Origin of the sequence: Azospirillum agricola (assembly GCF_020005195.1) — a bacterium.
In the GTDB taxonomy this organism is placed as follows: Bacteria; Pseudomonadota; Alphaproteobacteria; order Azospirillales; family Azospirillaceae; genus Azospirillum; species Azospirillum agricola.
The window spans coordinates 297,151-323,407 of record NZ_JAIFZR010000007.1 but is presented as its reverse complement, the minus strand read 5'-3'; the positions used below and the strand labels follow the sequence as shown (position 1 = coordinate 323,407).

Sequence of the window (26,257 nt, the reverse complement as noted above, 5' to 3'; positions counted from 1 at the left end):
CCTTCATCGGCATCGCCATGATCCGCCTCATGCTCCGCCGCCTCGCTTGAGGATAATCTTTCAGGACAGGCTCTCAGCCCGTGCGGCCACCTTCCGCCCGATCACCCCGGCGGTGATCGGGCCGGCGTTGCTCACTTGCCGCCGGTGACATCGAGAAATGTGCCGGTGATGAAGGAAGCCTCGGCGCTTGCCAGCCATAGGATCGCCCGCGCGACCTCCTCAGGCTGACCGCCCCTTCCCATGGGGATCGAATCCTTGACGCGATCCACCCGTCCCGGCTCCCCGCCGCTCGCATGCATCTCCGTGTAGATGTGTCCGGGGCGGATGCAGTTGACGCGGATGCCATCCCGCGCGACCTCCTTGGCGAAGCCGGTCGTGAACGTCTCAAGGGCGCCCTTCGAGGCGGCGTAGTCGACATATTCGTTCGGGCTGCCGAGCCGGGCCGATGCCGATGAGATGTTGATCACCACGCCGCCCCGCCCGTTGTGGCGATAGGACATGCGCTTGACGGCCTGCTGAGCGCAGAGGATCGGGCCGATCGCGTTGACCGCGAAGATGCGCTGCATCCGCTCGAAGTCGAGATCCTCGGTCCGGGACTGCCGCGCAAGCACCGCGGCGTTGTTGACCAGGACGTCGATCCGGCCGAACTCCCGGTCGATCGCGTCGAACAGTTGGACGACCTGCGCCGGATCCGCGCTGTCGGCGCGCACGGGCAGGGCCCGCCGCCCCAGGGCTTCGACATCCGCCGCCACCGCGCGGGCGGCGGACTCGTTGGCGACGTAGCTGATCGCGACATCGTAGCCCTGGGCGGCGGCAAGCCTCGCGGTCGCCGCGCCCACGCCACGCCCTCCACCCGTTATCAGAATCAGCGGCGCCCGAGGGACGGTGTTCATTGGAAGACCCCTCCTGTGGTTGCGGGAAATTCATGAGGATCCGGGAGCGGCGGAATGCCGGCGGCTCATTGCCGGCCTTGGCCGATCCACCTCAACATCCGGTGCCGGGAGACGCCGGCCCGCCCGTGCGGTTGCGCGCCGGAGGTGTTCAGATGGGGCCTCAGCGTCAGGACGAGCGGAACGATCAGGGCGGCGGTCGCCGCCGAGGCCAGCACGCCGGTCGTCTGGGTGCTGTGATCGGCAATGGCGCCGTAGAGGATCGGCGCCAGGCCTCCGGAACCGATGACGCTCGTGTAGAAGACCGCGAAGGCCCGGCCCGTATCGCCGTCGGCAAGCTCCGGCACGGTGCCGTAGAGCACCGAAGAGGTGCCGTTGAGCACGACGCCGAGCAGCGGCAGCAGGATGAGCGTCGGCGTCAGCGACGTGAACAGCGTCGCCACGATCAGCAAGGCGGTGGCGGCTTCGGTCGCCATGACGCTGCCGACGACACCCAGCCGCTCCCCGAGCCGGCCGCACGTCGCCTTTCCGAACGCGCCACCGATGAACAGCAGGGCCAGAGCGAGCCCGACCGTCGCCGTGTCTCCGCCCTGTCCATGGATGAGGAAGGGAAGAAAGAGCAGATAGCCCATGCGGGTCGCCGTATCGAGCGCGCCGATCGTCGTCAGAATGCCGAAGCCGCCGCGGCCTTGGCCGGAAGCCGTCCCCTTCGTTGCGGTCCTGGTGATGGGAGCAGCCGGCGCCAGCGGCATCAGGGCGACCGACAGGACGATTCCAAGCACCGCCATCACCACCAGCACCGGCTGCCAGCCGAGAATCGGCAGCAGCAGCGCGACGAGCGCCGGCAGCGCGGCTTTTCCGAGATCGCCCGAAAAGTTGTAGACGCCGAGTGGATGCCGCGATGCCGAGCCATAGCTGGCGGTGACGAGCATCGAGCCGCATGGGTGCTGGATGCTCGATCCGATGCCGGCCACGACGAGGCCGACGCAAAGGCCCGCAAAGCCGAACGGTGCCGCCATGATCAGCAAGCCCGTCAATGCGAGGACGGTCGACAGGATCAGCGCCGCTCGCGGCGACAGGCCGCGCAGGGCCCGCTCGGCCGGGATTTGCAGGCCTCCCATCGTCCCGGAATAGAGCGCGCGCACGATGGCGAGCGCCGCATAGGAAAGGCCGAACTGCGCCTGCCATACCGGCAGGAAGACATAGAGGGCGTCGGTATACCCGTCATGCAGCGCGTGGGCGAGGCAGGCGCCGGTCAAGTTCTTCTTTTTCTGATTCCACCAATCTCTCGATTTCATCTTTGATGGTTTCCTCGGAGGCGCGACCGGCATTGCCCGGCTGGGTCCATCCCGAAGGCATGGTATGCGCGTGATGTTTTATCGACCAGTGCGCTTCGAATCACGGATACCGTTCATTTTCCTCACGGATCGCGCACGCCCCGCCTTCTGCCTTTGAAGGGCCTGCGCATTTTAAAAGCGGCAGCTGCGCGGCAACAGATTTCAATGATCCTGCTCTTGATCAATCGCCTGACGCTTGTTTCTGGGGTGAGAGCTTTTCCGCCCTGCGTTGCGCGAAGTATTGCGCGGGGGTGCTTCCCAAAGCCTTCTTGAACATCGTGATGAAGGCGTTGACCGAGTCGTAGCCCAGTTCGGCGGCTACGTTCTGGACCGTCGCACCGCTGGCCAGTTCCCGAAGTGCGATGACAAGGTGAAGCTGCTGCCGCCAGCGTCCGAACGTCAGACCCGTCTCGCGGATCATCAAACGGGCCAGCGACCTTTCGCTCATCGCCACGCGCCTGGCCCATTCGGCCGATGTGCTGCGGTCGGAGGGGGTCACCGTCAAGGCATCCGCGATCGCACGGATCTTCGGATTGTTGGAGATCGGCAGGTTGAAGCGCTCACGCGGCATGTCGGCCAGTTCGTCGAGAGTCACCCTCGCAAGCCGGGCCGCATGGCCGTCCGAGGGATAGTCGGCAGGCTCGTGGGCCAGCCGGTCGACCATTTCCCGGATCAGCGGGGAGACGGACAGAGTGCAGCACTCCTCGGGCAAGCCTGCCGCCCCTGGCTCCACGAACAGGTAGTTGAGTCGCGCATTTGGTGTCGCACGGGCGCTGTGCGGCACGCCGCCCGGAATCCAGACTCCGCAATTGGGCGGCACGATCCAGATCTCGTTGTCCGCGGTGCAGGTGACGGCGCCATGCAGCGCAAGGATCAACTGACCCTTGCGATGCGTGTGCATCGGCACTTCCGCCTCGTGATCCGCGAAGTCGAGCTGCCGCGCGACAGCCGGCCGATCCATGAGATCGGGGTCGAAGGCTGAGACGGCTGAGACGGCTGAGACGGCTGAGACGGCTGAGACGGCTGAGACGGCTGAGACGGCTGAGACGGCTGAGACGGCTGATCGTGAGTAGGGCATCGATTGGCAGCTTTTGGGTATTTTCTGACAGAATACCGAATTTATTTAATTCTGCAAATCGGTCACAACTGGCGGCATGACCATCGGGAACGCCGCAAACACCCTCTTGCGCAAGGCCTGCGTCGCCCTACCGCGCCCAAGCCTCGCCATCCTCCGCACGCCCGCCATGAGGGCGGACGCGGACGCGATCCTCTTTTCGATGAAGAGTTTCGCCGCGGCGATGCTGGCCTACTACATCGCGTTGCGCATCGGCCTTTCCAAACCATTCTGGGCCATTGTCACCGTCTATATCGTCTCGCAGACCTCCGTCGGAGCATCGCTCAGCCGGGGCGTCTATCGCTTCGCGGGGACAATGGCCGGTGCCGTGGCGACGGTGGCGATCGTTCCGAATTGCGTGAACGATCCGATCGCGTGCAGCGCGGTTCTGGCCTGCTGGATCGGTCTGTGCCTGTTTTTCTCGCTGCTTGATCGCACACCGCGAGCCTACGCTTTCGTTCTCGCGGGCTATACGGCGAGCCTGATTGGTTTTCCCAGTGTCCTCGATCCAGGCACGGTCTTTGAAACGGCTTCGGTGCGGGTCCAGGAGATATCCATCGGGATTCTTTGCGCCATCCTGATGCACCGCTACGTCGTGCCCAAGCGCATGACGGGTCAGTTCACCGGCAAGCTGTCGGCAACGCTGCGGGACGCGCGGCGGCTGGCGGTGGATGTGCTCAACGGAACGCCGGGGGAGAACCGCCGGGACCGCAACCAGCTTGCGGCGGACCTTCTTGTCCTGCAAGGGCTTGCAACTCATCTGCCGTATGACGCGGCCCCCGTGACGCCGCGTCGTGAAACGCTGCAACTGGTCCATGACCGGCTTGCGCGACTGCTTCCGCTCGCGACGGAGATCGAGGACCGGATCCATGTCCTTGGCGCCGGGGACGGCGGCGCGCCCGATGAACTGGGCGCATTGCTCGGTGACGTCGAAGCATGGATCGCAACCGCCGACACGGCCGAACGGAATGGCTCCGCGGCCCACCTGATCGGCCGCGCCCGGGCGATCCGGAAACGTTTCGGCGCAGACGCCGCCACGCCTGGCGACAGGCTGGCCGCCAACCTCGCCGGACATCTGGCGGAGATGATCGGCCTGCTCCAGGACTGCGACAGGCTCGTACGAACCATCGGGACTGTCGACCGCCCGCGCGAGGCGGCGTCGCTTCATGGACCGCAGCATGCGAAGGGCTACGTCTATCACCGCGATCCCTGGATGGCGGCCCGGGCCGCCATGGGCGCCATCGTCGGCATTCTCATCGGTTGCGCCTTCTGGATCGGGTCGGCCTGGCCGGAGGGCGGGACGGCCGTCTCCATTCTCGGCGTATGCTGCACGCTGTTCGCGAACGCCGACACGCCGGCGCCCAACGTCATCAGGTATATGGTCGGCTCGATCTATGGGGTGGCGATCAGCCTCGCCTACAGCTACGTCATCCTTCCCCAGATCACGAGCTTCCCCGTTCTCGTCGCGGTTCTCGCCCCGGCGTTTCTGTTCGCCGGTTCCTTGCAGGCACGGCTCCCGACGACATTCCGGGCGCTCGGCATCACCCTCACAATTCCGATCCTCTCGGGTCTGGGCACCAGCTACACCGGCGATTTCGCCGCGTCCCTCAACATGGTGATCGCGCTCTTTGCGGCGGTCGGATTCGGGGCGCTGAGCATGTCCCTGTTCCAGACCGTGCCGGCCGACGCGGCGATCAACCGGCTGCTTCACCTAAGCCGGCGGGATGTCGGACGCCGCGCGCTGGGCGCTGCGCCCAACGAAGCGCATTGGACGAGCCTCATGATCGATCGGACGGCGTTGCTGCTTCCAAGATTGCGGGTGTCCGGGAAAGCCTATTCGGACGTCCTTGACGACACGCTGCACCATCTTCGCATCGGTCACGCCGTAGGTCAGCTCCGCAAGGCGGTTCCACGGATCGAAGGCGATGTTGGCGACAGGGTGACGGAACTGCTTTTGGCGATCGCCGCACGCTTCGGCACCGGAGGCCGGAGCGGTTCCGTCGATCGCATCGATCTTGTCCGGCGCATCGAGGCGCTGGCGGCCCTGATCGCCGACAGCCCGATCAAGGACCGTTTGCGGATGCTCGACCTGCTCATCGACCTTCGATTCGCGCTCGGCTCCGGTGGAACGGCGGAGGGGGAACGTAGCTCATGATCGTCGATCTCAGCGTTGGTGGCGTCCTCATCCCCGGTCTGGTGGTGCTCGCCCTTGCCGCCCTGGTCGCCACCATGGCGGTGGTCCGCCTCCTCGCCGTCACCGGCGTTCACCGCCTGTTCGCTCATCGGGCGCTCGTCGAGCTTGCCGTCTTCGTCCTTCTTTACGGTCTGCTCGTGCAGTGCCTGCCCTCCGTTGGAACATTGCCATGAAGTCTGTTCTGTCCCTTCTCAGCCGCTACGCCCTGACCCTGGGCCTCGTGGCTGCCTCCGCTTTTGTCGCGCTGGAGGCGTGGAACCGTCATGAGCGGACGCCCTGGACCCGCGACGGGCGCGTGAGCGTGGATGTCGTGCAGATCGCACCGGAAGTCTCCGGCACCGTAAGCGCCGTGTCCGTCGTCGATAATCAGCATGTCCGCCGGGGCGACATTCTCTACGTGATCGACCCCGAGCGGCTCCGGCTTGCCGTGGCTCTGGCGGAGGCCGACGTCGAAGCCAAACGACAGGATATGCTCGTTCGGCAAGCGACGGCGCGGCGGCACAGCCAATTGCGGGATGTCCTGTCCCAGGAGGCCGTGCAGCAGTCGGGCGGAGCGGCCACGGTGGCCGGGGCCGCCTATCAGGCGGCGGTGGCGGCTCTCGATCTCGCCAAACTCAACCTCGCGCGCTCCACCATCCGCTCGCCGGTCGATGGCTATGTCACCAATCTGAGGCTGCGGCCTGGTGACTATGCCACGGCCGGCGTGACGAAGGTCGCCGTTCTCGACGCGGCCAGCTTCTGGATCACCGGCTATTTCGAGGAAACGAAGATCCGGCAAATCCGCGTCGGCAGCCCGGCGGAGATCATGCTGATGGGCTTCGATCAGCCCGTGTCGGGCCATGTCGAAAGCATCGGCCGCGGTATCGAGAACAGCAACGACACGCCGGGTCATCTCGGCCTGCCGACTGTAGCGGCGACATTTTCCTGGGTGCGGCTTGCCCAGCGCATCCCGGTCCGCATCCGCATCGATCGGGTGCCCTCCGAGGTCGAACTGGCGGCCGGCATGACAGCGACCGTCGAGATCATCCCCGGGGGCTCCGAAACGGCCACGGGTGCTCATTGGCCGCACGCTTCTCATGCCGGATCGTAACGTCCCGTTCGGCACAGATTGACGGTCCTTCAACCCGCCACCCCCTTGCCAAGATGGCCGCGGCATTGCCCTTCTGTGACGGTTCGGCTTTATCAGACATCGACCACACGGAGGTTGTTCGTGCTGCCGGAGCGCCCGAACGGCACGCCGGCGACGACGACCAGCCGGTCGCCGCGGACCGCGAACCCCTCCGCCAGCGCCTGCTCCGAGGCGTGGGCGACCATGCCCTCGTGGCTGTCGATCTCCTGCGACAGCACGCTGTGCGCGCCCCAGGACAGGCAGAGTCGGCGGGCCACCGACTGGAACGGGGTCGTCGCCAGGATCGGCACCCGCGGGCGCTTGCGGGCGATGCGGGCCACCGTGTTGCCGCTGGCGGTGAAGGCGACGATGACCGAGGCGCCGATGCTGTCGGCGAGGTCGGCGGCGGTCGCCGCGACCGCGTGGGAGGGGGTCGCCTCCGGTTCCGGCTCCAGGGCCGAGATGATCGAGCGGTAGGCCTTGTGGCGCTCGGTCTTGGTGATGATGCGGTCCATCATCGACACCGCCTCCACCGGGTATTGCCCGGAGGCGGATTCGGCGGACAGCATGACGGCGTCGGCGCCGTCGTAGATGGCGGTCGCCACGTCCGACGCCTCCGCCCGCGTCGGCGTCGGCGCCGCCACCATGGAATCGAGCATCTGCGTCGCGATGATGACCGGCTTGGCAGCGAGGCGGCAAAGCCGGACCAGCTCCTTCTGGCGGCCGGGAACATCCTCGTGCGGGATCTCGACGCCGAGGTCGCCGCGCGCCACCATGATCGCGTCGGACAGGTGGATGATGCCCTCGATGGCGTCGAGCGCCGACGGCTTCTCGATCTTCGCCACCAGCCCGGCGCGGTCGCCGATCAGCGCCTTGGCCTCCAGGACGTCCGACGCCTTCTGCACGAAGGACAGGGCGATCCAGTCCACCCCCAGCTCCCGGCCGAAGGCGAGGTCGGCGCGGTCCTTGGCGGTCAGCGGCGACAGCGCCAGGGGCGTGTCGGGCAGGTTGACGCCCTTGCGGTTGCCGACGATGCCGCCATGGACGACCAGCGCCTCGATGACATCGTCGCCGCAGCCCGTGACGCGCAGGCGGATGCGGCCGTCGTCGATCAGCAGGTCGTGGCCGGGCAGGACGGCCGCGAAGATCTCCGGATGCGGCAGCGGGATGGCCCCCTTGCCGCCCTCCGTCCCGGACGGCGTCAGCCGGACGGTCTCGCCGGCAATCAGCGCCAGCCGCCCGTCGCGGACGGTGCCGATGCGGATCTTCGGCCCCTGAAGGTCCTGGAGGATGGCGATCGGCCGTCCGACGCTCTGTTCCAGCGCGCGGATTGCGGCGTGGACGCGCGCATGGTCGTCGTGGGTGCCGTGGCTGAAGTTCAGCCGGAAGACGTCGGCCCCGGCGAGGAACAGGGCGCGCAGCGTCTCCGGCGCGGCGCTGGACGGTCCGACGGTGGCGATGAGCTTGGCGTGGCGGTGACGGCGCATGGCGTGCGTGCGGCCCGTCGGGGCCGCCTCCTTTTCCGGTGATGAGGATGGCGCGGGGGCGGAGGTTCGGTGATGCTGGCGCCCGAGGCGAGCAGCGCCCGGTTGACCGCCGGCTTGTCGGCCAGCGTCACCCCGTCGAGCGGCAGCGGCAGCAGAGCCGAGCCGCCGCCGGAGATCAGGCAGAGCACCAGATCGTCGGCGGCCAGCCCCTGCACCAGATCCGTCATGCGCCGGGCCGCCTCCGACCCCGCGGCGTCGGGCACCGGGTGGGCGGCCCCGGCGACCCCGATGCGCGCGCAGGGCACCGCGTAGCCGCAGCGGGTGGCGACGAGGCCGGAGAGCGGACCCGTCCAATGGTCCTCCACCGCGCGGGCCATGGCGGCGGACGCCTTGCCGGCCCCGATCACCACAAGCCGGCCCCCTCGGCGAGGTCCGACGGCGCCGGCAGGTGCGGCGGCACGCAGAGCGCCGGCTGGGCGGCGGCGATGGCCGCCTCGAACATGCGCCTCAGCAGGGTGTCGTGCTTCATCCTGTCCATTCCTGATCCTGCCTGCCCGGTTCAACAGGGATGTGCGGCTGTCGGCACGGTCCCATCCGGTACAGCCACCAAGGTCCGGGTGGGACGGCCGGCTGGGGAGCGGGGATTGAGCGCGTCGTTATGGCCGACGGGCCGTGTCGCCGTCGGCCACGCCACCAAGCTTGCAGCCATCGAGGATGCCGCGCTGGAGCGGACGACCGCCCTGCTCCTGGCCGACGCCGACGCCGACGCCGACGCCGACGCCGACGCCGACGCCGACGCCTTCGGCGGAATGGCCGCGCTCCTCATGGGGTTCAAGCGCGGCCGCAAGAGCTTCGTCAGACCTGCGGCAACGCCGGTGAGGTAGCGGGCGTCCCCCGCGACCTCCGTTGCGGCGCGCGCCGGCGGAAGCGCCTCAGAAGGCCAGCAACGTCCGGGCCAGCACCACATGCGTCCGGTCGTCGGGTGACCCCGTGACGGCCGTCACGGCCTTGTCGCTCGTAGTGTCGAAGAGATCGTATTGGACCTGCACCCTCAGCCCCGGCGCCACGGTGTAGCCGGCGCCCACCTCGTACACGTCGGAGGTCCGCTTGCCGGGCCGGTTCACCTGCCCCGGATCCTCGGTCCGAATGTAGGCCGCCCCCAGGACATAGGGGCCGCTGGCGTATTGCGCGCCGACCTGCCAGGTCCATGCATCGTCGAGGTAGGCGTAGCGCGCGTTTTGCCCGCTCCTGCCATAGTTCAGGTAATCGCCGCCGAGCGAGAAGCCCTCATACTCGAAGCGGAAGCCGCCGATGTGGCCCCGGAGATTGCGGAAGGAGTCGGCGGCGGCCCCGCTGTCGCTCGCCCTGCCCCCCATGAAGGCGGCCGACAGCGTCGCCTTGACCGGGCCGAGGGCGGTCTTGTAGTTCGCGCCGACCTCGACGATGTCTTGGAAGTTCCCCGTGAACTGCGCCGCCGCGGTCGAGCCGGTCTTGCCGCGGTTGATGTCCGTGTTCGAACTGTCGTTGCGCGGCGTGTAGCTGGCGCCGACCTGCAATCCGGCGAAGCGCGGGGAGGCGTATAGGATTTTCGTGGCGCCGGCGTCGGCGTTCAGCCACGGCCACATCAGGCTCGCCGGAGGCTGCAACGCGTCGCCGACGCCGCCGCGGAAATCGCCGCCGGTGTAGCGTCCAGTGGCCGGATCCGTTCCCTGGGCGCCGCCGGCCGGTCCGACCCAGGCCGCCGCGTGGTCGTACAGGCCGAAAGGCAGGTAGGCGATGGGGCGACCGGTGCCGTTGGTCAGGTGGGAGATCTCGCCGTCGAATCCCGGCGTGACCCCCAGCCGCACCGTGCCGAAGGCCCCCGAGGCGAAGAGGTAGCTGCGGTCGACGTCGACCGCCCGGCTGGCAAGCGCGCTGCGCAGACGCAGGTAGGCGCCATACTCCAGGCCGTTGTCCGCCTTGGCCAGCGGAACGATGGTCAACCGGAAGCGGTTACGGGCTTCGGTGGACCGCAAATTCGTGTCGTTGGACTGCGACACCAGGCCCATCTCAAAGTAGGCGTCGCCGCCCAGCCGTATGTCGAAGCGGCTTTGCGCCAGAGCCGGGCTCGTCAGGCACAGGGCCATGGCGCCGCACAGACCAATCGCGTGCGTCTGTTTCATGAAGGAATTCCATTGATGAAGGGGGCCGGGATCCGCGGCATCCCGCGCGCGCGTGGATGGCCGGGTCGGCCATGGCGCTGTCGCGGCTCACACAGGCGGTTCGCTCAGGGCGACAGTTCCTCCAGCACCCGGCCCCTGGTCTCGATCGCGAAGAGAGCCGTCACCACCGCGCCCACAAGCAGCACCACGGCGAAGGTCGCGAACACATACTGCACGCCGGCCGAGCCCATCAGCAGACCGACCAGGATCGGGCCGGTGGAGGAGCCGAGACGCAGCCAGGCGCTGCCGAGCCCGGTGCCGAGCGCCCTCATGCGGGTGGGATACAGCTCGGCGGAGTAGAGGTAGAGCGAGAAGGTGATCGTCTGCACGATCGCGTAGGCCAGCCCCGCGAGCACCAGCACCTCCATCGGCGAGGTGGCGCCGAGGAACGCGAGCGCCAGAAGCGGCAGCGGCGCCACGAGGAAGGCGGTCATGTACCAGCGCTTGCGCCCGACCTTGTCGATGAGCAGCGCGCAGCCGACCGAGGCGACGACGCCGGCGACCGAGGTGAGCAATCCATACAGCAGGCTCGTCTCGAGCGGCAGGTTGAAGGTCTGCCGGTAAAGCGTCGGCAACCAGGTGATCATGCCGTTCGCGACGAGATAGGAGCAGAACCACATCGCCCAGATCGTGAAGGTGCGGCGCCGGTAGAAGCCGGAAAACAGCTCGCGCCAATCGGAATTGGCCTTCACACGCGTGGCGACAGGCTTTGGCTCCTCCAACCGATGGCCCGAGGCGGTGGCGCTCCGCTCAAGTTGGCTGACGATGCGGTCGGCCTCCTCGTAGCGCCCCTTGGAGGCCAGCCAGCGCGGCGACTCCTTCATGAAGAAGCGGAGCGGGATCAGGATGGCGGCCGGAACGAGGCCGACGAGGAACATCGCCTGCCATCCATAGACCGGCACCAGCGCCCGCGCGATCAGGCCGGCGCCGACGAGACCAAACAGGAACATCACCTCGTAGAGCAGGAAGAAGCGGCCGCGCCCCTTCGATCCGATGTACTCGTTGATGTAGGCGCTGGCGACCGGCACCTCGCCGCCGGTGCCGATGCCCTGGATGAAGCGGAACATCATCATGGAGGCCGCGCCCCAGGCGAACAGGCAGGCGACGTCCATGCTCACGAACAGCAGGATGGTGAAGAGGAGAACGCTCAGGCGGCCGATGCGCTCGGCCAGCCAGCCGAAGAAGACCGCGCCGATGAGCTGTCCCAGATAGCCCATCGACAGGATCAGGCCGGTCTGTTCCGGACTCAGTCCCCATTCACGAACAAGCACCGGCATCGCGTAGGCGATGGCGATGACCGTGTAGCCGTCGAAGAAGGTGGCGGCTCCGATGATGTTGCGGGTCCAGAAGACCCGCCGGGTGATCGGAAGCCGTTCAAGCCGGGCGCTGATGTCGGCCTGGCCATCGAAGCGGTCGGGCGCGGCGTCGCGCGCGGTGGTGGCAACATCCTCGGTTGTCTGCACGAGCATGGCGTTTCCTCTCAAGCCTGATCGGTATTTTTTTATTGCCGGCCGCCTGTGGCGGACGGAGACCCTCCCGGAATTGGTTCCGCGCCGGCGGCCCTGGTCAAGTCAGGACCGCCGGCGACCGGATCGCGGAAGGGAGAGGCCGCCCCGCGGGCGGCCTTGGCATCAGGCCGCGAGAGCGTTCTGGATCACGGTCAGGCCGGACGCCTTCACCGCGGCGCGGATTTCCTCGTCGGCGCCATCGCCCAGCGGCTTCAGGGGCTCGCGGACGTTGACGTTGTCGATGAGGCCGCGCGCCCGCAGGGCGTGCTTCAACGCGACCGACCCTTCCATGTGCGAGCCGCGGTGGTAGACCGCGCGGGTGATCGGCAGGAGCTGTTCGTGATACTTGCGGGCGAGCGGGTAGTCCTGCGCCTTGCCGGCCGCCAGATACTCGATCAGCAGCTCGGGCGCCATGTTGCCGTAGCCGACGAGCAGCCCGTCGACGTCGAACATCGTCGGCAGCAGCCATTCGTCATGGCAGGACATGATGGCGAGGTTGGGGAACGCGTTCTTCAGCGCCGGGATCTCGTTGTACCAGCGCTTCATGTCGCGCACGCCGTTCTTGGTGGCGGTGACGCCCGGCACGGCGGCGATCTGAAGCTGGGTGTCGAGGTCGTAGTTGGCCTTGGTCACGGCCGGGTACTGGAACAGGATGCACTCGAGACCGGACTGGGCGACGGCCTTGTAACGGTCGACGGGGGCTCCCTTCTGGTAGCCGAAGCGCAGCCAGCCGTGGTTCGGGTAGACCAGGGCGCCGGTCGCGCCGGCCTCGAACTTCTCCTTCGCCTCGAGTTCGGCGACCTTGGTGCCTTCGCCGGTGATGCCGGCGACGACCGGCAGCGGCGTCGCATCCTTGTAGACGCGGATCAGTTCGAGCTGCTCGTCGTGGGTGAGGAAGGTGCCCTCGCCGGCGTGCCCGAGGATGACCAGGCTTTTCACGCCGGGAATGGAGGCCAGCCACTTGGCAAGACGGGCGTTGCCGTCGAAATCGACGTCGCCGTTGTCCTTGAACAGCGTAACGGGCGCGGGGTTCAGCCCCTTCCAATCAATGGCCATGGTTGCGATGCCTTCCCTAAGAATTTGTGTCTGCGTGGGGAGCGCTCCCGGTGGCGACGCTGGCTCGCCCCCCTTGATTGAAGGGCATGGATCGTTACCGGGAACGTTCCCACGTTATGACTTGAACAATTTGGGTGTCAAGCGTTATCTTGATCGCCGATGACAATCCACGAGGGACCCGGTGTGTTCACCAGCGACGAGCCACAAGAGAAGCAAAGCCGCGTGACGCTGCACGACGTCGCCGCCGCGTCGGGGGTGTCGAAGTCGACGGTGTCGCGGATTCTCGACGAACGCCTGCCACGATCCGACAACGAGACGGCCCGTCGCGTCCGGCAGGTCGCGGCGGAGCTCGGCTATGTGCGCGACGTCTCGGCGGCCAGCCTGCGCCGCGGCAACACCAGCACGATCGGCGTCATCGTCCCGCGGCTGACCGACACGGTCATGGCAATGCTCTACGAGGCCTTGGCGCACGCCTGCGCGCGGACGGGACGATTCGCCATCGTCGCCACGACCGATGACGAGCCGCAAGCGGACCGCGCCGCGGCCCAGAGCCTCCTGCAACGGGGGGTGGACGGGCTGGTGCTGTCGACCGCACGCGAGGATGACGATTTTCCCGTCCAGCTGGAGGCCCGCGGCGTCCCCTATGTCCTGGCGCTGCGCAGCGACGGCCGCAGCATGTCGTCGGTCGGGGATGACAAGCTTGGAGGATATCTGGCCACCCGGCACCTTCTCGATCTCGGTCATCGCCGCATCGGCATCATCGCGGGGCCCGGCTACGCCTCGAGCAGCCGCGGCCGGCTTGCCGGGTACCGATCGGCGATGGACGAGGCCGGGGTGCCGATCGATCCGGCCTGGATCGTCGAGTCGACCTTCGGGATCGATTCCGGTGCCGAGGCCGCCGAACGCCTGATGAGCGGTCCGACGCGGCCGACCGCCATCTTCGCCATGAACGACAACACGGCGATCGGTGCGCTGTCGGCGTTGGTCAAGCTTGGCCTGTCGGTCCCCGACGACGTGTCCCTGGTCGGCTACAACGACGTTCCCATCGTCAGCCGGCTGTCGGTGCCCCTGACGTCCGTCCGCGTGCCCTTCGACCGGATCGCGGCAGAGGCCCTGGATTTGCTGTCCCGCGGCGCCACCTCGGTCAACGACCGCATCCGGGTGGCTCCGCCGACGCTGATTCCCCGCGCCTCGACGTCGGCGTGCCGATCAGCCGTTCGACAGGCGAAGTCTCAATGAACGCCCTTCATTGGGCATGACGCCCTAGGGTGGGCTGCACTCCGCACATCCGGGGATTGCCGTCCCGGTCGGGAGTCGGATCACAAGGCCGGCAATGGCGCGGCGGAAATGGGGATTGCGGCGCGTGGCAGGCGGCTGTGAAACGGGGTAGGGTTCCGGCGCCGATCACCACAGGACTTCGTTGACGCCAACGAAAATTGCGGGGTCCCGGCCGCGCGCTGTTTCACACATCGGAACCTGCCTCTCATGCTCATGCCGTTTTCAACGCCTTCCATGTCCGACGAGGTTCGCGCCGCTGGGGAAGGCGGGGTGGTTGCGGTCGTGCTTCCCCGGGCCGAGGCGGATCCGCACGGCACCTTGCGGCTTGCCTCCGCGAATTATCGGGCGGCGATCGAGGCGATCGGCTTTCGGTCTCTGTCCGTGGATCTCGACCGCTTCGGCCCGGCGGAGTTTAAGGAACTGCGCGCGATCCGGCTTCACGCCGTGTTCAGCGACGGCGGTTGGGTGAACAGCGTGAGGATCGAGGATCACGACGGTGTAAAGCCGCTGTCCGAACGGCTTGGCGCGCCGGTGGTCGCCCTGATCAACGACAGCCCATGCAGTCCCTGGATGCCTCTGGTGATCGGGCGGGATTCCCCCACCCAGACCACGGCCTTTCTCGATTCCGATTTCTCAAGGCTGTGGCAACGCTGGGCACCGAAATGCGGATCGCATCGGGTCTATGTGCCCGCCTGCCCGCCCATGCCCGATCCTCCGTCGGAAGCGGGGCGGGACATCGCGGTCCTGACGGCGGTGACCTTTCGCCCTCCCGAGGAATTCCGCAGCTTTGCGCGCGACCGTTGTCCCGACCGATCGACCAACCGTCTGTACGACGCCATCGTCGAAACCGGTCTGTCTGAAACGCTGTCTCCCTACAGCTCGGTGTGCGACGCGGTGTGCGGCGCCCTGGGCATCCAGCTGGATTTCGAAAGACCGGAGCACCGCCTTCTGCTTTGCCTTGCCGACCACCACATCCGCAACGAGCGTCGCCGCCGGATGATCGACCGGCTGGCCGACCGTCCGATCACCCTGGTCGGCAGCGCGGACGGGCTGCGTCTGCATCCCGACAGCCAGGTGCTGCCGGCGGTCCCGCATGCGGAACTGATGATGCTCTACCGCCGTGCCCGCATCGTGGTGGCCTGCCCGCCCTATTCCGGCGGCGTGTCCGAGCGGGTGACCCATCCGATGGCGGCCGGGGCGGTGGTCGTGGCGCCGCCCACGATCCTGAGCGACCGCCTGTTCGGGCGCGACCGGGTGTTCGTTACGGTCGCGGCCGACTTCGCCGATCTTTCGGATGGCTTGGCGCGCGCGGACGATCCGGTCATCCGCCGCCGCATCCTCGCGGCGGCTCGGGTGGAGGTGGTGGAGCGCTTCACGCCCGAGGCGACGATGCGCAGCCTGCTCCCCGGCCTCGGTACGGCGACCGCCATGGGGGGGCGCGTCTGATGGCTTGCCTGCTCATCACCAGCGCGGGCAGCCTGGTCGCCGACGCCATCCTGCGTTGCCTGGACCGTCTTCGGCCCGGCTTGACCATCGTCGGCGTGAACAGCGTCGCCGCCCCGACCGCCTTCGGCTGCGACCGGCTGTACCGGGTGCCGAACACCGCCAACCGGGACGAATACGAGGCGGCGTTGCGCGCGGTGCTGGAGCGGGAAACGCCCGATCTCGCGCTCGCCGGGCGGGACGAGGACATTCCGGCGTTGGCCGCTGCCGCCGCATTCTTTCCCCACACGGCCATTCCATTGCCCCCACCCGGCCTCGCCCCCGTCTTCGCGGACAAGGCGCGGAGCCATGGCTTCGCCGTCCGGCATGGGCTTCCCTTCGCCCCGACCGCGCTGGGCGGGGATGCGGCCCGCGCGATGGCCCGCGCGCACGGTTTCCCGTTGATCGCCAAGCCACGCAGCGGCGCCGGCAGCCAGGGCGTGCTGCTGCTGCGCGCCATGGCGGAGCTGGAACGGGTGGCGGACGATGCCCGGTTGATCGTCCAGCCCTTTCTGGATCCGCAGGGCATCGGTGGAGCCTGGGAGGCCGCGCTCCAACCGGATGCCATGCCCTGGTCCCATGGGCTGACCGATCTGGAAACCACCGTCGAGCTGGTGGTCGGGCCGGATGGACGGGTGGTGGCGTCCTGCTGCGACCAGGGCGTCACCGCGCCGCCGCTGCGCCGTGCGGTGCGGCTGATCGAGGATGGGGCGGTGGCTGAGGTCGGATTGGCCTGGGCCGCGGCGCTGGCGGCGGCCGGGCATCGCGGGCCGCTCAACATCCAGGGCAAGCGTCTGGCCGATGGGCGTTTCGTGCCCTACGAGATCGGCGCAAGGTTCGGCGGCACGACGGTCGCGCGGGCGCTGCTGGGCCGAAATCTGGTGCGGGCCCTCGTATCGTCCTGGTTGGGTTGGCCATCGGAGCCGGATGAGGCGCCCCGACCCGTGTCGATCACCGGACTGGGCCTTTCCCGCCTGTCCTTGCCCCAGCCCTGGCGCCGCCGATTCGAGGAGGCCGGCGAATGGGAGGCCCCGGCCGATCGCTCGGGCCGCTTGGCGAGGCCCGCCCTGTGGCCACGGGATGAAGATGAGGCCGGGACGGCGCCGGCGGGCGCTCTGCCGGCGTCTCTGGGCGGTGCGGCACCGGACCGCATGGCGCTGGCCCGGCATGCCGTGCGCCATGATTTGCCCTTCGTTCCAACCGTCGCGTCGCCGGAAGGCGTGCGGACCTTTGCCGGGGCTCCGTTGCCGCTCCTGGTGGTCAAGCCGCGGCAGGGCGACGGCCCAGTCCGTCTGCTCGCGCCACGCGAGGCGATGGCGGCGCTGGAGACCGATGGCTTGATCGCCCAGCCGGCGCTTGGGGCTGCGGCTTTGGCCGAAGCGCGCGCGCTCTGGGCGGCGCTCCCCGGTCTGCCCTGGCTCTGGTCGGCAAGCGACCGGGTCGGGGTGGTTGAAGGAGAAGTCGGTGGCGACGGTTTGGTGACGAACATCCGCAGCGCGCTGTGCGAGCAGCGGGGCGGCACGCCCTTGGCGCTGCACCGTTTGAACGATGCGCCGGAATGCGCGGCGATGACGGAGGCGCTGCGCCGCTGGGGAGCGTCGCTGGCGCCGCTCGATCATCGCGGACCGCTGCGGCTGACCGGATCGTGGGACGCGGCCGGGCGCTGGCTGCCCTTCACGGCGAGCGGGAGCCCGCTCGGCCTGCCGGCCGCCGACAGCGCCGGGGGCATGGAGGTCCGCGTGCTCCGTCCGATGCCGGGCTGAGGCCCTTTTCCCGCCCTCAGCCCGGCAGGACGGCCCGCAGCGTGTCGGCCGCCGCGTCGACGTCGGCGTCCGCCAACCCCTCGTGGAAAGGCAGCCCCAGGACTGAATCCGCCAGCGCCTCGGTGATCGGAAGGGGCTGGCGGGGAAAGGCGGCGAAAGCCGGCTGGCGATGGCAGCCGGCGTGCCACCAGCGGCGCGTCGCGATCCCTTGCGCGACCAGCCGCTGCCCGGTCTCCACCGCCACGCGGCTTGGCAACCGCACCATCAGTGTCGACGAAACACCCTCCGGCGCCCAGAGCGACAGGCCGGTTTCGCCCTTCAGTCGCGCGGCGTAGCGGGCGTGCAGGCGTTCCAGCGTGGCACGCCGCTCCGACCAGATTTCCAGGGCGGCGAGGCCGATGGCGGCCCCATATTCGCTGAGCTTCGCGTTCATGCCCGCCTGACGGATAACCCGCTCGTCCGAAAGACCGAGCTGGACCAGATCGCGGATGCGCGCCGCCTGGGCGGCATCCCGGGCGATCACCACGCCTCCCTCGCCGATGCCCAGCACTTTGGTGGCATGCAAGCTCACCACCGCGTCCACCGGCCCGCCGCGCAGGCGGTCGAAGCCGCTGGCCGCATCGATGGTTACCGGCAGGCCGAAACGGTCGGAAAAGGCACGCCACGGCTCCGCCTCTACCACCGCGCCGAAGGGGGCGGTCACCATCACATGGGACACGCGCGCCCCCAGCGTGGGGTTGCCGCGCAGGCTGTCGGCCACCATCTCCGGAGACAGCCGCCAATCATCCTCCGCCACCTCGTGGAACCAGGGCGTCAGCCCGGCGCGCAGCACCGCGACCGCCGTCGCCTCATGGGTCCAGGAGGGCAGGATGCAGAGCGGTCTGCCATTGCGCCCGGCATCCTCCGACCCACCGGCCAGCAGGCTGGCGCTGAGGCCCGCGGTGGCGTTCGCCACCCCGACCACGCGGTCGGGCGTGACGGCGAAATGATCCGCCAGCGCCCGTTCGAAGCGGGCCAGCAGGGGGCCGCGGTTGGTGTACCAATGGCTGGCGTCGATCGAACGGAGATAGGGGAGAAGCCGGTCGGCGGTCGGAAGCCTGGGCTGAAAGACCGTCAGAAGCGCCCTCTTCGAGCGGTCGGTCGAAACGGCGCATGGTGGGGATGACATGTCGATCGGCACAGTGAAAAAACCATCCATATGGTGGATACTCCCACCCATTATTGGTTTTAGACAGCGAAGATCCGGAAATCAAGAATCAATTTGATGCATTACAGCAAAAGAAATCTCCCGGTCCCGCACCTCCATTTCTCAGGAAAGATGTCCTTGGCATGATTTTCTCTTTTCGAGGTGGTGGGTTTGCTTCTAGAAGCTGCTTCTGAAATGCAATTTTGTGTCTTTGCACGGAACGATCATGCCTGACATCATCCCGGCCGGGGCAAGCTCCACGCTTCCGCTCATGTTCGCTGTCGCATCCGGCATCGGCGCGCTCGATCCGGCGGAGTGGGATGCCTGCGCGGCGGGCCAGGGGCCGTTCCTGCGTCACGCCGCTCTGCGGGCGGCGGAGGATAGCGGGCTGGCGGGTCCGGCCAACGGGTGGCAAGCGGTGCATCTGACCGCCCGCGATCCGGCCGGGCGGTTGGTCGGGGCGATGCCCCTCTATTTACGGCGCGGCTCGGAGGACGAGCATTGGGTGGATCAGCACTGGGCCTCCGGCTATCAAGCGGCGGGTGGACGGTATTATCCCAAGCTGCTGACCACGGCCCCCTTCGCCCCGGTGACCGGGCGGCGCCTGCTGCTGAGGCCGGATGCCCCGCCCGGCACGGCCGAGAGGATGATCGGCGCGATCGAGGGACTTGCCCGGCAGCACGGCCTGTCCTCCATTCACGCCGCCTTTCCCGACGAGCACGACCGCGCCCGCTTCGAGGCGGCCGGATGGCTGACCCGGCACGCCGTGCAGTATGAGTGGCGCAACGCCGGCTACCGCGATTTCGAAGAGTTCCTCATGTCCCTGTCGAGCCGCAAGCGCGTCAGGCTGCGGCGCGAGCGACGCGCCGTTCTCGCCGGCGGGGCGAGGATCCGCGAGGTGCGCGGCGATCAGGCGGGGGAAGCCGATGTCGTGCTCTTCCTGGATCTGCTGAACGACATCCACAGGCGGCGGACGACGCGCCAACCTTTGACGGCCGATTACCTGCTGCGGCTTTGCGCCGGGTTGGGGGATGCGGTGACCCTGACCTTCGCCGACATCGACGGCGTAACGGTCGGCGCCTTGCTGTCCGTCACAGGGGACGGGCGGACATATGTTCGCAACTGGGGCTGCCGGGGGGAGCCGCGCTTCCTCCATTTCGAGATCTGCTACCACCGAACGGTGGAACAGGCGATTGCGCGCGGCCTGACGGCGGTTGAGGGCGGCTATGGCGGGCCGCACAAGCTGGGGCGCGGCTTCCTGCCCAAGCTGGTCCATGCCTGCCACTGGTTCCTGCATCCCAATCTGCGAACGGCCGTCGCAGCGGACATCGATCGGCAGCGCACGGACATCCTGACCCACTTCGCGCACCAGCGAGCCGTTGCGCCGTTCCGAAGGAAGCCGGAAGCCGATGAGAAGCCCTCCGGTTTCAGCGCCGGTGAATGATCTGGGTCGGCGCGCGGTGCGTCGGGAAGGGGGGCCGACGCCGATCAGAAGTTGATCGCCACGCCGCCTTCCGATCGGCATTGCCCGGCTGGGTCCATCCCGAGGGCATGGTATACGTGTGATGTTTCATCGACTGGTGTGCTTCGAATCACGGATACCGTTCTTTTTTCTCATGGATCGCACATGCGCCGCCTTCCCCCTTTGAACGCCCTGCGCATTTTCGAGGTCGCGGCCCGGACCGGCAGCTATGCCGAAGCCGGAGCCGAACTCGGTCTCACCCATGGCGCGGTGAGCCGGCAGATCGCCGCGCTCGAGAGCTGGCTCGGGCAGAGGCTTTTCATGAAGGACGGGCGCCGCATGGTCGCGACGCCGATGGCGAGAATCTTCGCCGCCGAGGTCGGCCTTTCCTTCGATCGCCTGGCCGTCGCGGCGGAAGCCTGTGGCCGGCCCAACGCGCGCCGCATCCTGCGTGTGAGCGCCCCGACCAGCTTCGCGATGCGCTGGCTGATCCCGCGCCTCAATCGGTACCACGCCGACCATCCGCACGTCGAAGTCGCGGTTACGACGGTTTCGACCGTGCTTGAGGAGTTGCGCGGCGGCGTCGACGTGGCGATCCGGCGCGGCGTTGTCCGGGAGCATGTGTGGCCTCAGCATCGCGTCGTCCCGGTGCTGGATGATGTGGACACGCTGATCATGAGCCCGGCGCTGTTCGCGCAGCGGCCGATCCTGAAGCCGGCCGACATTGAGGGACATACGCTGCTTGCAAGCGAAACCCGTGCCGGCGACTGGGCGGACTGGCTCGAGGCGGCGGGGCTCCAACATCTTGCCGGGCGTCCCCGCCAGATATTTGACCATTTTTTCGTGACCCGTCAGGCGGTGGAGGATGGGATTGGCGTTGGAATCGGCCCGCTGCCAATGCTCGGGATCGACGTCGCCAGCGGAAGGCTGATGACGCCGCTGCCGGAGATCCGGGTTCCGAGGACGGGTTACGTCGCGCTCATTCCACGTCAGGCCGATGCCGGAAACCTGGTTGCCGGCTTTGTCGACTGGCTCGCCGGAGAAGCGCGGGGTGAGCCGGCCCCCGTTCTCCGGACAGTCGGATAAGCTTGGTGGCCGCTCACCCCACCTCCGGCATCCGGTCCAGCAGCTTGTCGAGCGTGACCGGATAATCGCGCACGCGCACGCCGGTCGCGTTGTAGACGGCGTTGGCGATGGCGGCCCCGACACCGCACAGGCCGAGTTCGCCGACACCCTTGGCCTTCATCGGCGATGAGATCGGGTCCGTCTCGTCGAGGAAGATCACCTCCTGATGCGGGATGTCGGCGTGAACCGGCACCTCGTAGCCGGCGAGATCGTGGTTGACGAAGAAGCCGGCGCGCCGGTCCACCGCCAGTTCCTCCATCAGCGCCGCCCCGACGCCCATGGTCATCGCGCCGATCACCTGGCTGCGCGCCGACAGCGGGTTGAGGATGCGCCCGGCCGCGCACACCGCCAGCATGCGGCGCACGCGGATCTCCGCCGTCGCGGCGTCGACGCCGACCTCGACGAAATGGGCGCCGAAGGTGGATTGCTGATAGCGCTTGTCGAGGTCGCCATACTCGATGCCGTCCTCGGCGGCGAGACCGTCCTCGCCCGCCGCCTCGGCGAGCGGGACGCCGCGATTGCCGGCCCGGACCTGCCCATCCGCGAACACCGCGTCGGCGGAGTTGAAGCCGAGCTTGCCCGCCACCGCCTCGCGCAGTTTGACGCAGGCGGCGTAGACCCCGGCGGTGGAGTTGTTGGCGCCCCACTGGCCGCCCGAGCCGGCCGACGCCGGGAATGACGAATCGCCGAGCCGAACCGTCACCCTGTCCAGCCCCACCCCCATCATTTCCGCCGCGGTCTGGGCGATGATGGTGTAGCTGCCGGTGCCGATGTCGGTCATGTCGGTTTCGACCGTCACCCCGCCATGCCTGTCGAGCCGCACCCGCGCCGCTGATTTGGTCAGCAGGTTGTTGCGGAAGGCGGCGGCGACGCCGAGGCCGGCCAGCCACCGCCCGTCCCGACTCTCTCCGGGACGCGGGTTGCGCCTGGCCCAGCCGAAGCGGTCGGCGCCCTGACGCAGGCATTCGACAAGCCGACGTTGGGAGAAGGGGCGGTCCGGTTTCCCGGGATCGACCTGGGTGTCGTTGCGGACACGGAACTCGACCGGGTCGAGCCCCAGCTTCTCCGCCATCTCGTCCATGGCGATTTCCAGCGCCATCATGCCCGGCGCCTCGCCCGGGGCGCGCATCGCGTTGCCTTCCGGCAGGTCGAGCCGCGCCAGCCGCAGCGCGGTCAGGCGGTTGGCCCCGGCGTAGAGCAGCTTCGTCTGGTCGACCGCCGTCTCGGGATCGCCGCCGGGCAGATTGCCGGACCAACTTTCATGCGCGATGGCGGTGATGGTGCCATCGCGCTCGGCGCCGATGCGGATGCGCTGGATCGTGGCCGGCCGGTGCGTGGTGTTGTTCGTCATCAGGGGGCGCTGGAGCGCCACCTTGACCGGCCGCCCGGCGGCGCGCGCGCCCAGAGCGGCCAGCAGGGTGTCGGCCCGCAGGAACAGCTTGCCGCCGAAACCGCCGCCGACGAAGGGCGAGATCAGGCGGACCTTCTCCTTCGGCATGTTCAGCGTGCGGGCGAGATCGCCGGTGGTCCAGGCGATCATCTGGTTGGAGAGCCAGACGGTGAGCCGGTCTCCGTCCCAGGCGGCGATGGTGGCGTGCGGTTCCATCATCGCGTGGGTCTGGTCGGGGGTGGTGTAGGTCTCGTCGAGCGTCACCGGGGCCGCCGCGAAGGCGCCGGCGAAATCGCCGACCTCGCTGTCGGACGCGCCGCCCTCGGGCTTGGTGGCGCCGTCCTTCGCCCGCGCCAGATCGAAGGCGCCGCCGGCACGGTCGTAGGTGACGCGGACGAGCGTCGCGGCGGCCCGGGCCTGCTCGAAACTCTCCGCCACGACCAGCGCGATGGCCTGATGGTAATGCTCGATCTCGGGGCCGCCGAGAAGCGTCGCGGTGTTCTTCTCGCCCTTGCCGAGCTTGCCGGCGTTCCCGGCGGTGACGATGGCGAGAACGCCGGGTGCCGCCCTGGCGTCGGCGAGGTCCATCGCGGCGATCCGCCCCTTGGCGATGGATGAGCCCACCACATAGCCGTAGGCCGCGTCCGGCACGGCGTCGTGCCGTTCATAGGCATAGGACGCGGTGCCCGTGGTCTTCAGAGGGCCGTCGATGCGCGGCGTCGGCTTGCCGACCACCGCGAGGCGGTCGATGGGGTTGGTCGTCGCGGGGGTATCGAACTTCATGGCTCAGCCTTTCGCTTCGGCCAGGACCGCGCCGAGCGTGCGCTCGACCAGCGGCAGCTTGAACGCGTTGTCGTCGGTCGGCTTGGCCCCGGCCAGCAGCCTGGCCGCGACCGCCTTGGCGCCGCGCGGCATCTCCGCCTCGGCGGCCTCGACGCGCCACGGCTTGGGCGCGACACCGCCCAGGGCCACGCGCCCGCTGCCGTCGGGCTGCACGATCGCCGCGACCGAAACCAGCGCGAAGGCGTAGGAGGCGCGGTCGCGCACCTTGCGGTAGATCTGCGCGCCGCCGGCCGGCTTGGGCAGGGCGACCGCCGTGATCAGTTCGCCATGCTCCAGCGCCGTTTCGATCTGTGGCGTGTCGCCGGGCAGCCGGTGGAGGTCGGCGACCGGGATGGTCCGCAAGGCGCCGTCCGGCCGCACCGTCTCCACCGTGGCGTCGAGCGCGCGCATCGCCACCGCCATGTCGCTGGGGTGGGTGGCGATGCAGGCGTCGCTGCCGCCGATGACGGCAAGCTGGCGGCTGAACCCGCCGATGGCGGCGCAGCCGCTGCCGGGCTGGCGCTTGTTGCAGGGTTGGCCGGTGTCGTAGAAATAGGGGCAACGGGTGCGCTGGAGCAGGTTGCCCGCGGTCGTCGCCTTGTTGCGCAGCTGGCCCGACGCGCCGGCGAGCAGGGCGCGGGACAGCACGCCGTAATCGCGGCGCACGCGCGGGTCGGCGGCGAGGTCGGTGTTGCGCACCAGCGCGCCGATGCGCAGGCCGCCGTCCGGAGTCGGTTCCACGCTGTCGAGCTTCAGGCCGTTGACGTCGACCAGGTGAACCGGCGTCTCGATCTCCAGCTTCATCAGGTCGAGCAGATTGGTTCCGCCGGCGATGAAGCGCGCGCCCGGATTGCGCTCCACGGCCGCCGCGGCGGCGGCGGGGGAGGTCGCACGCTCATAGGTGAAGGGCCTCATGACTCCCTCCCCGCGACGTCGGTGATCGCATCGACGATGTTGGAATAGGCGCCGCAGCGGCAGATGTTGCCGCTCATGCGCTCGCGCAGTTCGGCGGCGCTGAGCCGCGGCGCGGCGTTCAGGTCGGCGCTGACATGGCTGGGGATGCCGGCCTTGATCTCGTCCAGAACCGCGACGGCGGAACAGATTTGTCCGGGCGTGCAGTAGCCGCACTGGTAACCGTCATGCTTCACGAAGGCCGCCTGCATCGGGTGCAGGTCGCCGGGCCTGCCCAGCCCTTCGATCGTGGTGACGCTGCCACCCTCGTGCATCACCGCCAGTGACAGGCAGGAATTCAGCCGGCGGCCATCGACGATCACCGTGCAGGCGCCGCACTGGCCGTGGTCGCATCCCTTCTTGGTGCCGGTCAGTCGCAGATGCTCGCGCAGGGCGTCGAGCAGCGTGGTCCGCGTATCGAGCCGCAGCGTGTGCGATGTGCCGTTCACGGTGAAGGATAGCTTGGACATGACGGGAGTGCCGTCGGGCATGGCTGGCCTTTCGCTGGCGGTGGCTTGGGGGGTGGTGGCTTGAGCCGGCCCGGCGAACGGCACGGTGGTCATCGCCACGGTGGCGGCGCTTCCGAACAGCAGGCCGCGCCGCGACATCTCGAGATCTCCGGGACCCTCCATTTCCTGTTTCCTTCCTCTTCCCCGTCGCGAAGACAGGCGTGGCGGGCGCCGATGTCCGCGGATCCAGCCTTCCGGATGTTCGCCGCGGAAACGGGGTGGTCTGGCATGCACAACGGACGCAAGGTTGGTTCCGGTCCGCCGAGCGGTCGGTGCGGCGTTTTCGATGATGCTCATCGGTCGGATTCATGAAACCGGACGGGGAGGACGACTGTTCCCACGGCTTTGTTTTTTGTCCGGCCTGCCGTACCGGGACGGCCCCCGGCTCCCATCGGGATTCTCCAACACAGCCACCATCTCGGCCGACGACAGCCCGCCGCGTTCCGCCAGCGGCGTGAGTGATTGGCTGGTTGCGCTGCGCCTCATGTGGGGCGGCGAGCAAGGCCCACGGCACGGACACGGGTGTACCGGGTACGGCGTGGTGCCGCCTTGCCCGTGATCGGCTCGACCACGCTGTCGGCGACGAGTCCGCAGAACGCCTGCCACCGCGCCACGGCGGCATGGACCGACCATCCCCCGCCCGGGCGGGCGCCCCCGTCCGTCCCGCGTCGCCTCAGATCCCCGCCCGCCGCTCGGTCAGCAGGGACGGCACGGCGAAGCCCGCGAGGATCACGGCGAGAAACAGGAACATCAGCGCCCCGGACAGGGCATAGCCCATCACCCCCAGCACGCCGCCGGCAAAGAAGGCGGCCACCGTCGGCACATGGGTCTTCAGCTTCTCGATCGTCGGCGAGGAGCGGGCCAGGGTATGGCGGTGGTAGAGGTCGTCGAGCAGGTTGCCGAGTTCGATCCCGATGTCGGTGACCATGCCGGTGACGTGGGTTGTGCGGACCCGCGCGTTGGAGATGCGGGTCACCACGGCGTTCTGTGACCCCATCAGGAAGCTCAGGCCGATCACCAGCGCCGGCCCGCGCAGTTCGTGAAGCCAGAGGTCGGCCGCCCCCAGCCCGGCGAGCAGCGCCGCCTCCATCAGGATGTTGTAGGCGTAGATGGTGTGGCGCTCCCGGCGGTGCCCGGCGTTGATGAGCAGGGTCGAGACGGCGGCGCCGACGATGAAGGTGATGACGATCGCCAGCGCGACCCCCACCCCGGCGGCGTCGCCCAGCGCCAGATGGTCCGCCATGATCGACAGCGTGCCGGTCATGTGTGAGGAGTAGAGTCCCGCCGCGTAGAAGCCGGCCGCGTTGACCGCCCCGGCAACCGCGGCGAGCGACCATGCCAGTTGCCGGTCCGCCGACAGCCCCCTGTGGTCGCCCTGACGAAGCAGCATTCCC

At 68.4% G+C, this 26,257-nt stretch carries 23 protein-coding genes; 9 read left to right on the top strand and 14 right to left on the bottom strand.

The genetic code is table 11. The features are described 5' to 3' along the window. Window positions 1–131 precede the first annotated feature (131 nt). The 3 genes from JN22_RS31300 to JN22_RS31290 form a co-directional block, all read right to left on the bottom strand. A complete protein-coding gene (locus JN22_RS31300; protein ID WP_085557815.1) occupies window positions 132–893 on the bottom strand; it encodes a glucose 1-dehydrogenase in 762 nt (253 codons plus the stop codon). Window positions 894–958: 65 nt separating this feature from the next. After that, window positions 959–2,188, bottom strand: coding sequence for an MFS transporter (locus tag JN22_RS31295; RefSeq protein WP_085557814.1), 1,230 nt, complete (start codon window positions 2,186–2,188; stop codon window positions 959–961). Between the two features lie 220 nt (window positions 2,189–2,408). Beyond that, a complete protein-coding gene (locus JN22_RS31290; RefSeq protein ID WP_085557813.1) occupies window positions 2,409–3,188 on the bottom strand; it encodes an AraC family transcriptional regulator in 780 nt (259 codons plus the stop codon). A gap of 193 nt (window positions 3,189–3,381) precedes the next feature. Between JN22_RS31290 and JN22_RS31285 the strand changes: the two genes are divergently transcribed. Genes JN22_RS31285 through JN22_RS31275 form a run of 3 tightly spaced genes read left to right on the top strand, consistent with a single transcriptional unit; the run spans window position 3,382 to window position 6,625 of the window. Next, entirely contained in the window at window positions 3,382–5,496 is a 2,115-nt protein-coding gene (locus JN22_RS31285; protein WP_085557812.1) for an FUSC family protein, read from the top strand. Next, window positions 5,493–5,708 carry a DUF1656 domain-containing protein gene (locus JN22_RS31280; RefSeq protein ID WP_085557811.1) on the top strand — a complete coding sequence of 72 codons (216 nt, stop codon included), beginning with the start codon at window positions 5,493–5,495 and terminating at the stop codon, window positions 5,706–5,708. Before JN22_RS31285 ends, JN22_RS31280 begins: the two co-directional genes overlap by 4 nt. Then, window positions 5,705–6,625, top strand: a complete 921-nt coding sequence (locus tag JN22_RS31275) for an efflux RND transporter periplasmic adaptor subunit (protein WP_085557810.1) — start codon at window positions 5,705–5,707, stop codon at window positions 6,623–6,625. Before JN22_RS31280 ends, JN22_RS31275 begins: the two co-directional genes overlap by 4 nt. A 92-nt stretch (window positions 6,626–6,717) precedes the next feature. On the opposite strand, the gene pyk is transcribed toward JN22_RS31275, so the two are convergent. From pyk to JN22_RS35395, 3 genes are read right to left on the bottom strand one after another with little or no spacing between them, the layout of a single operon-like run. After that, complete coding sequence (gene pyk, locus JN22_RS31270; RefSeq protein WP_085557809.1) at window positions 6,718–8,130, bottom strand: pyruvate kinase; 1,413 nt, start codon at window positions 8,128–8,130, stop codon at window positions 6,718–6,720. After that, window positions 8,022–8,540 (bottom strand): DUF4147 domain-containing protein, encoded by a 519-nt coding sequence (locus tag JN22_RS35400; RefSeq protein WP_396022011.1) that lies wholly within the window; start codon window positions 8,538–8,540, stop codon window positions 8,022–8,024. Before JN22_RS35400 ends, pyk begins: the two co-directional genes overlap by 109 nt. Continuing rightward, window positions 8,534–8,659, bottom strand: a complete 126-nt coding sequence (locus JN22_RS35395) for a hypothetical protein (RefSeq protein ID WP_396022010.1) — start codon at window positions 8,657–8,659, stop codon at window positions 8,534–8,536. The genes JN22_RS35400 and JN22_RS35395 overlap by 7 nt, the downstream gene beginning before the upstream one ends. Before the next feature lie 115 nt (window positions 8,660–8,774). On the opposite strand from JN22_RS35395, the gene JN22_RS31260 reads away from it, so the two are divergent. Further along, window positions 8,775–9,014: a hypothetical protein gene (locus JN22_RS31260; RefSeq protein ID WP_085557808.1), complete on the top strand. Its 240-nt coding sequence runs from the start codon at window positions 8,775–8,777 to the stop codon at window positions 9,012–9,014. A gap of 48 nt (window positions 9,015–9,062) precedes the next feature. Here the strand turns inward: JN22_RS31260 and JN22_RS31255 are convergent, their stop codons facing one another. The 3 genes from JN22_RS31255 to JN22_RS31245 all read right to left on the bottom strand — a co-directional run bounded on the left by JN22_RS31255 (window position 9,063) and on the right by JN22_RS31245 (window position 12,895). Continuing rightward, on the bottom strand, window positions 9,063–10,292 hold the full coding sequence (locus tag JN22_RS31255; RefSeq protein WP_085557807.1) for a porin: 1,230 nt from the start codon (window positions 10,290–10,292) through the stop codon (window positions 9,063–9,065). A gap of 104 nt (window positions 10,293–10,396) precedes the next feature. Next, a complete protein-coding gene (locus tag JN22_RS31250; RefSeq protein WP_085557806.1) occupies window positions 10,397–11,800 on the bottom strand; it encodes an MFS transporter in 1,404 nt (467 codons plus the stop codon). Window positions 11,801–11,962: 162 nt separating this feature from the next. Further along, window positions 11,963–12,895, bottom strand: coding sequence for a dihydrodipicolinate synthase family protein (locus tag JN22_RS31245; protein ID WP_085557805.1), 933 nt, complete (start codon window positions 12,893–12,895; stop codon window positions 11,963–11,965). 222 nt (window positions 12,896–13,117) lie between these two features. On the opposite strand from JN22_RS31245, the gene JN22_RS31240 reads away from it, so the two are divergent. The 3 genes from JN22_RS31240 (at window position 13,118) to JN22_RS31230 (ending at window position 17,418) form a co-directional block, all read left to right on the top strand. Continuing rightward, window positions 13,118–14,134, top strand: coding sequence for a LacI family DNA-binding transcriptional regulator (locus tag JN22_RS31240; RefSeq protein WP_247877536.1), 1,017 nt, complete (start codon window positions 13,118–13,120; stop codon window positions 14,132–14,134). 246 nt (window positions 14,135–14,380) lie between these two features. Continuing rightward, window positions 14,381–15,619 carry a glycosyltransferase family protein gene (locus tag JN22_RS31235; protein ID WP_143268934.1) on the top strand — a complete coding sequence of 413 codons (1,239 nt, stop codon included), beginning with the start codon at window positions 14,381–14,383 and terminating at the stop codon, window positions 15,617–15,619. Next, a complete protein-coding gene (locus JN22_RS31230) occupies window positions 15,619–17,418 on the top strand; it encodes an ATP-grasp domain-containing protein (protein WP_085557802.1) in 1,800 nt (599 codons plus the stop codon). Before JN22_RS31235 ends, JN22_RS31230 begins: the two co-directional genes overlap by 1 nt. Window positions 17,419–17,434: 16 nt before the next feature. On the opposite strand, the gene JN22_RS31225 is transcribed toward JN22_RS31230, so the two are convergent. Beyond that, the gene (locus JN22_RS31225) at window positions 17,435–18,616 is read right to left on the bottom strand and encodes a DegT/DnrJ/EryC1/StrS family aminotransferase (protein WP_179166320.1); all 1,182 of its coding nucleotides are present in this window, start codon (window positions 18,614–18,616) and stop codon (window positions 17,435–17,437) included. A 214-nt stretch (window positions 18,617–18,830) separates the two neighbouring features. Here JN22_RS31225 and JN22_RS31220 point away from each other — a divergent pair, with 214 nt between their 5' ends. Then, entirely contained in the window at window positions 18,831–20,048 is a 1,218-nt protein-coding gene (locus tag JN22_RS31220; RefSeq protein ID WP_085557800.1) for a peptidogalycan biosysnthesis protein, read from the top strand. Window positions 20,049–20,231: 183 nt separating this feature from the next. Continuing rightward, window positions 20,232–21,152: a LysR substrate-binding domain-containing protein gene (locus JN22_RS31215; protein WP_085557799.1), complete on the top strand. Its 921-nt coding sequence runs from the start codon at window positions 20,232–20,234 to the stop codon at window positions 21,150–21,152. 13 nt (window positions 21,153–21,165) lie between these two features. On the opposite strand, the gene paoC is transcribed toward JN22_RS31215, so the two are convergent. The 4 genes from paoC to JN22_RS31195 form a co-directional block, all read right to left on the bottom strand. Next, window positions 21,166–23,364, bottom strand: a complete 2,199-nt coding sequence (gene paoC, locus JN22_RS31210; protein WP_085557798.1) for an aldehyde oxidoreductase molybdenum-binding subunit PaoC — start codon at window positions 23,362–23,364, stop codon at window positions 21,166–21,168. 3 nt (window positions 23,365–23,367) lie between these two features. Continuing rightward, window positions 23,368–24,318 carry an FAD binding domain-containing protein gene (locus tag JN22_RS31205; RefSeq protein WP_085557797.1) on the bottom strand — a complete coding sequence of 317 codons (951 nt, stop codon included), beginning with the start codon at window positions 24,316–24,318 and terminating at the stop codon, window positions 23,368–23,370. After that, the gene (paoA, locus tag JN22_RS31200) at window positions 24,315–24,986 is read right to left on the bottom strand and encodes an aldehyde dehydrogenase iron-sulfur subunit PaoA (RefSeq protein ID WP_085557796.1); all 672 of its coding nucleotides are present in this window, start codon (window positions 24,984–24,986) and stop codon (window positions 24,315–24,317) included. The genes JN22_RS31205 and paoA overlap by 4 nt, the downstream gene beginning before the upstream one ends. 550 nt (window positions 24,987–25,536) lie before the next feature. Next, window positions 25,537–26,253 carry a YoaK family protein gene (locus tag JN22_RS31195; RefSeq protein ID WP_085557795.1) on the bottom strand — a complete coding sequence of 239 codons (717 nt, stop codon included), beginning with the start codon at window positions 26,251–26,253 and terminating at the stop codon, window positions 25,537–25,539. Between the last annotated feature and the right edge of the window lie 4 nt (window positions 26,254–26,257).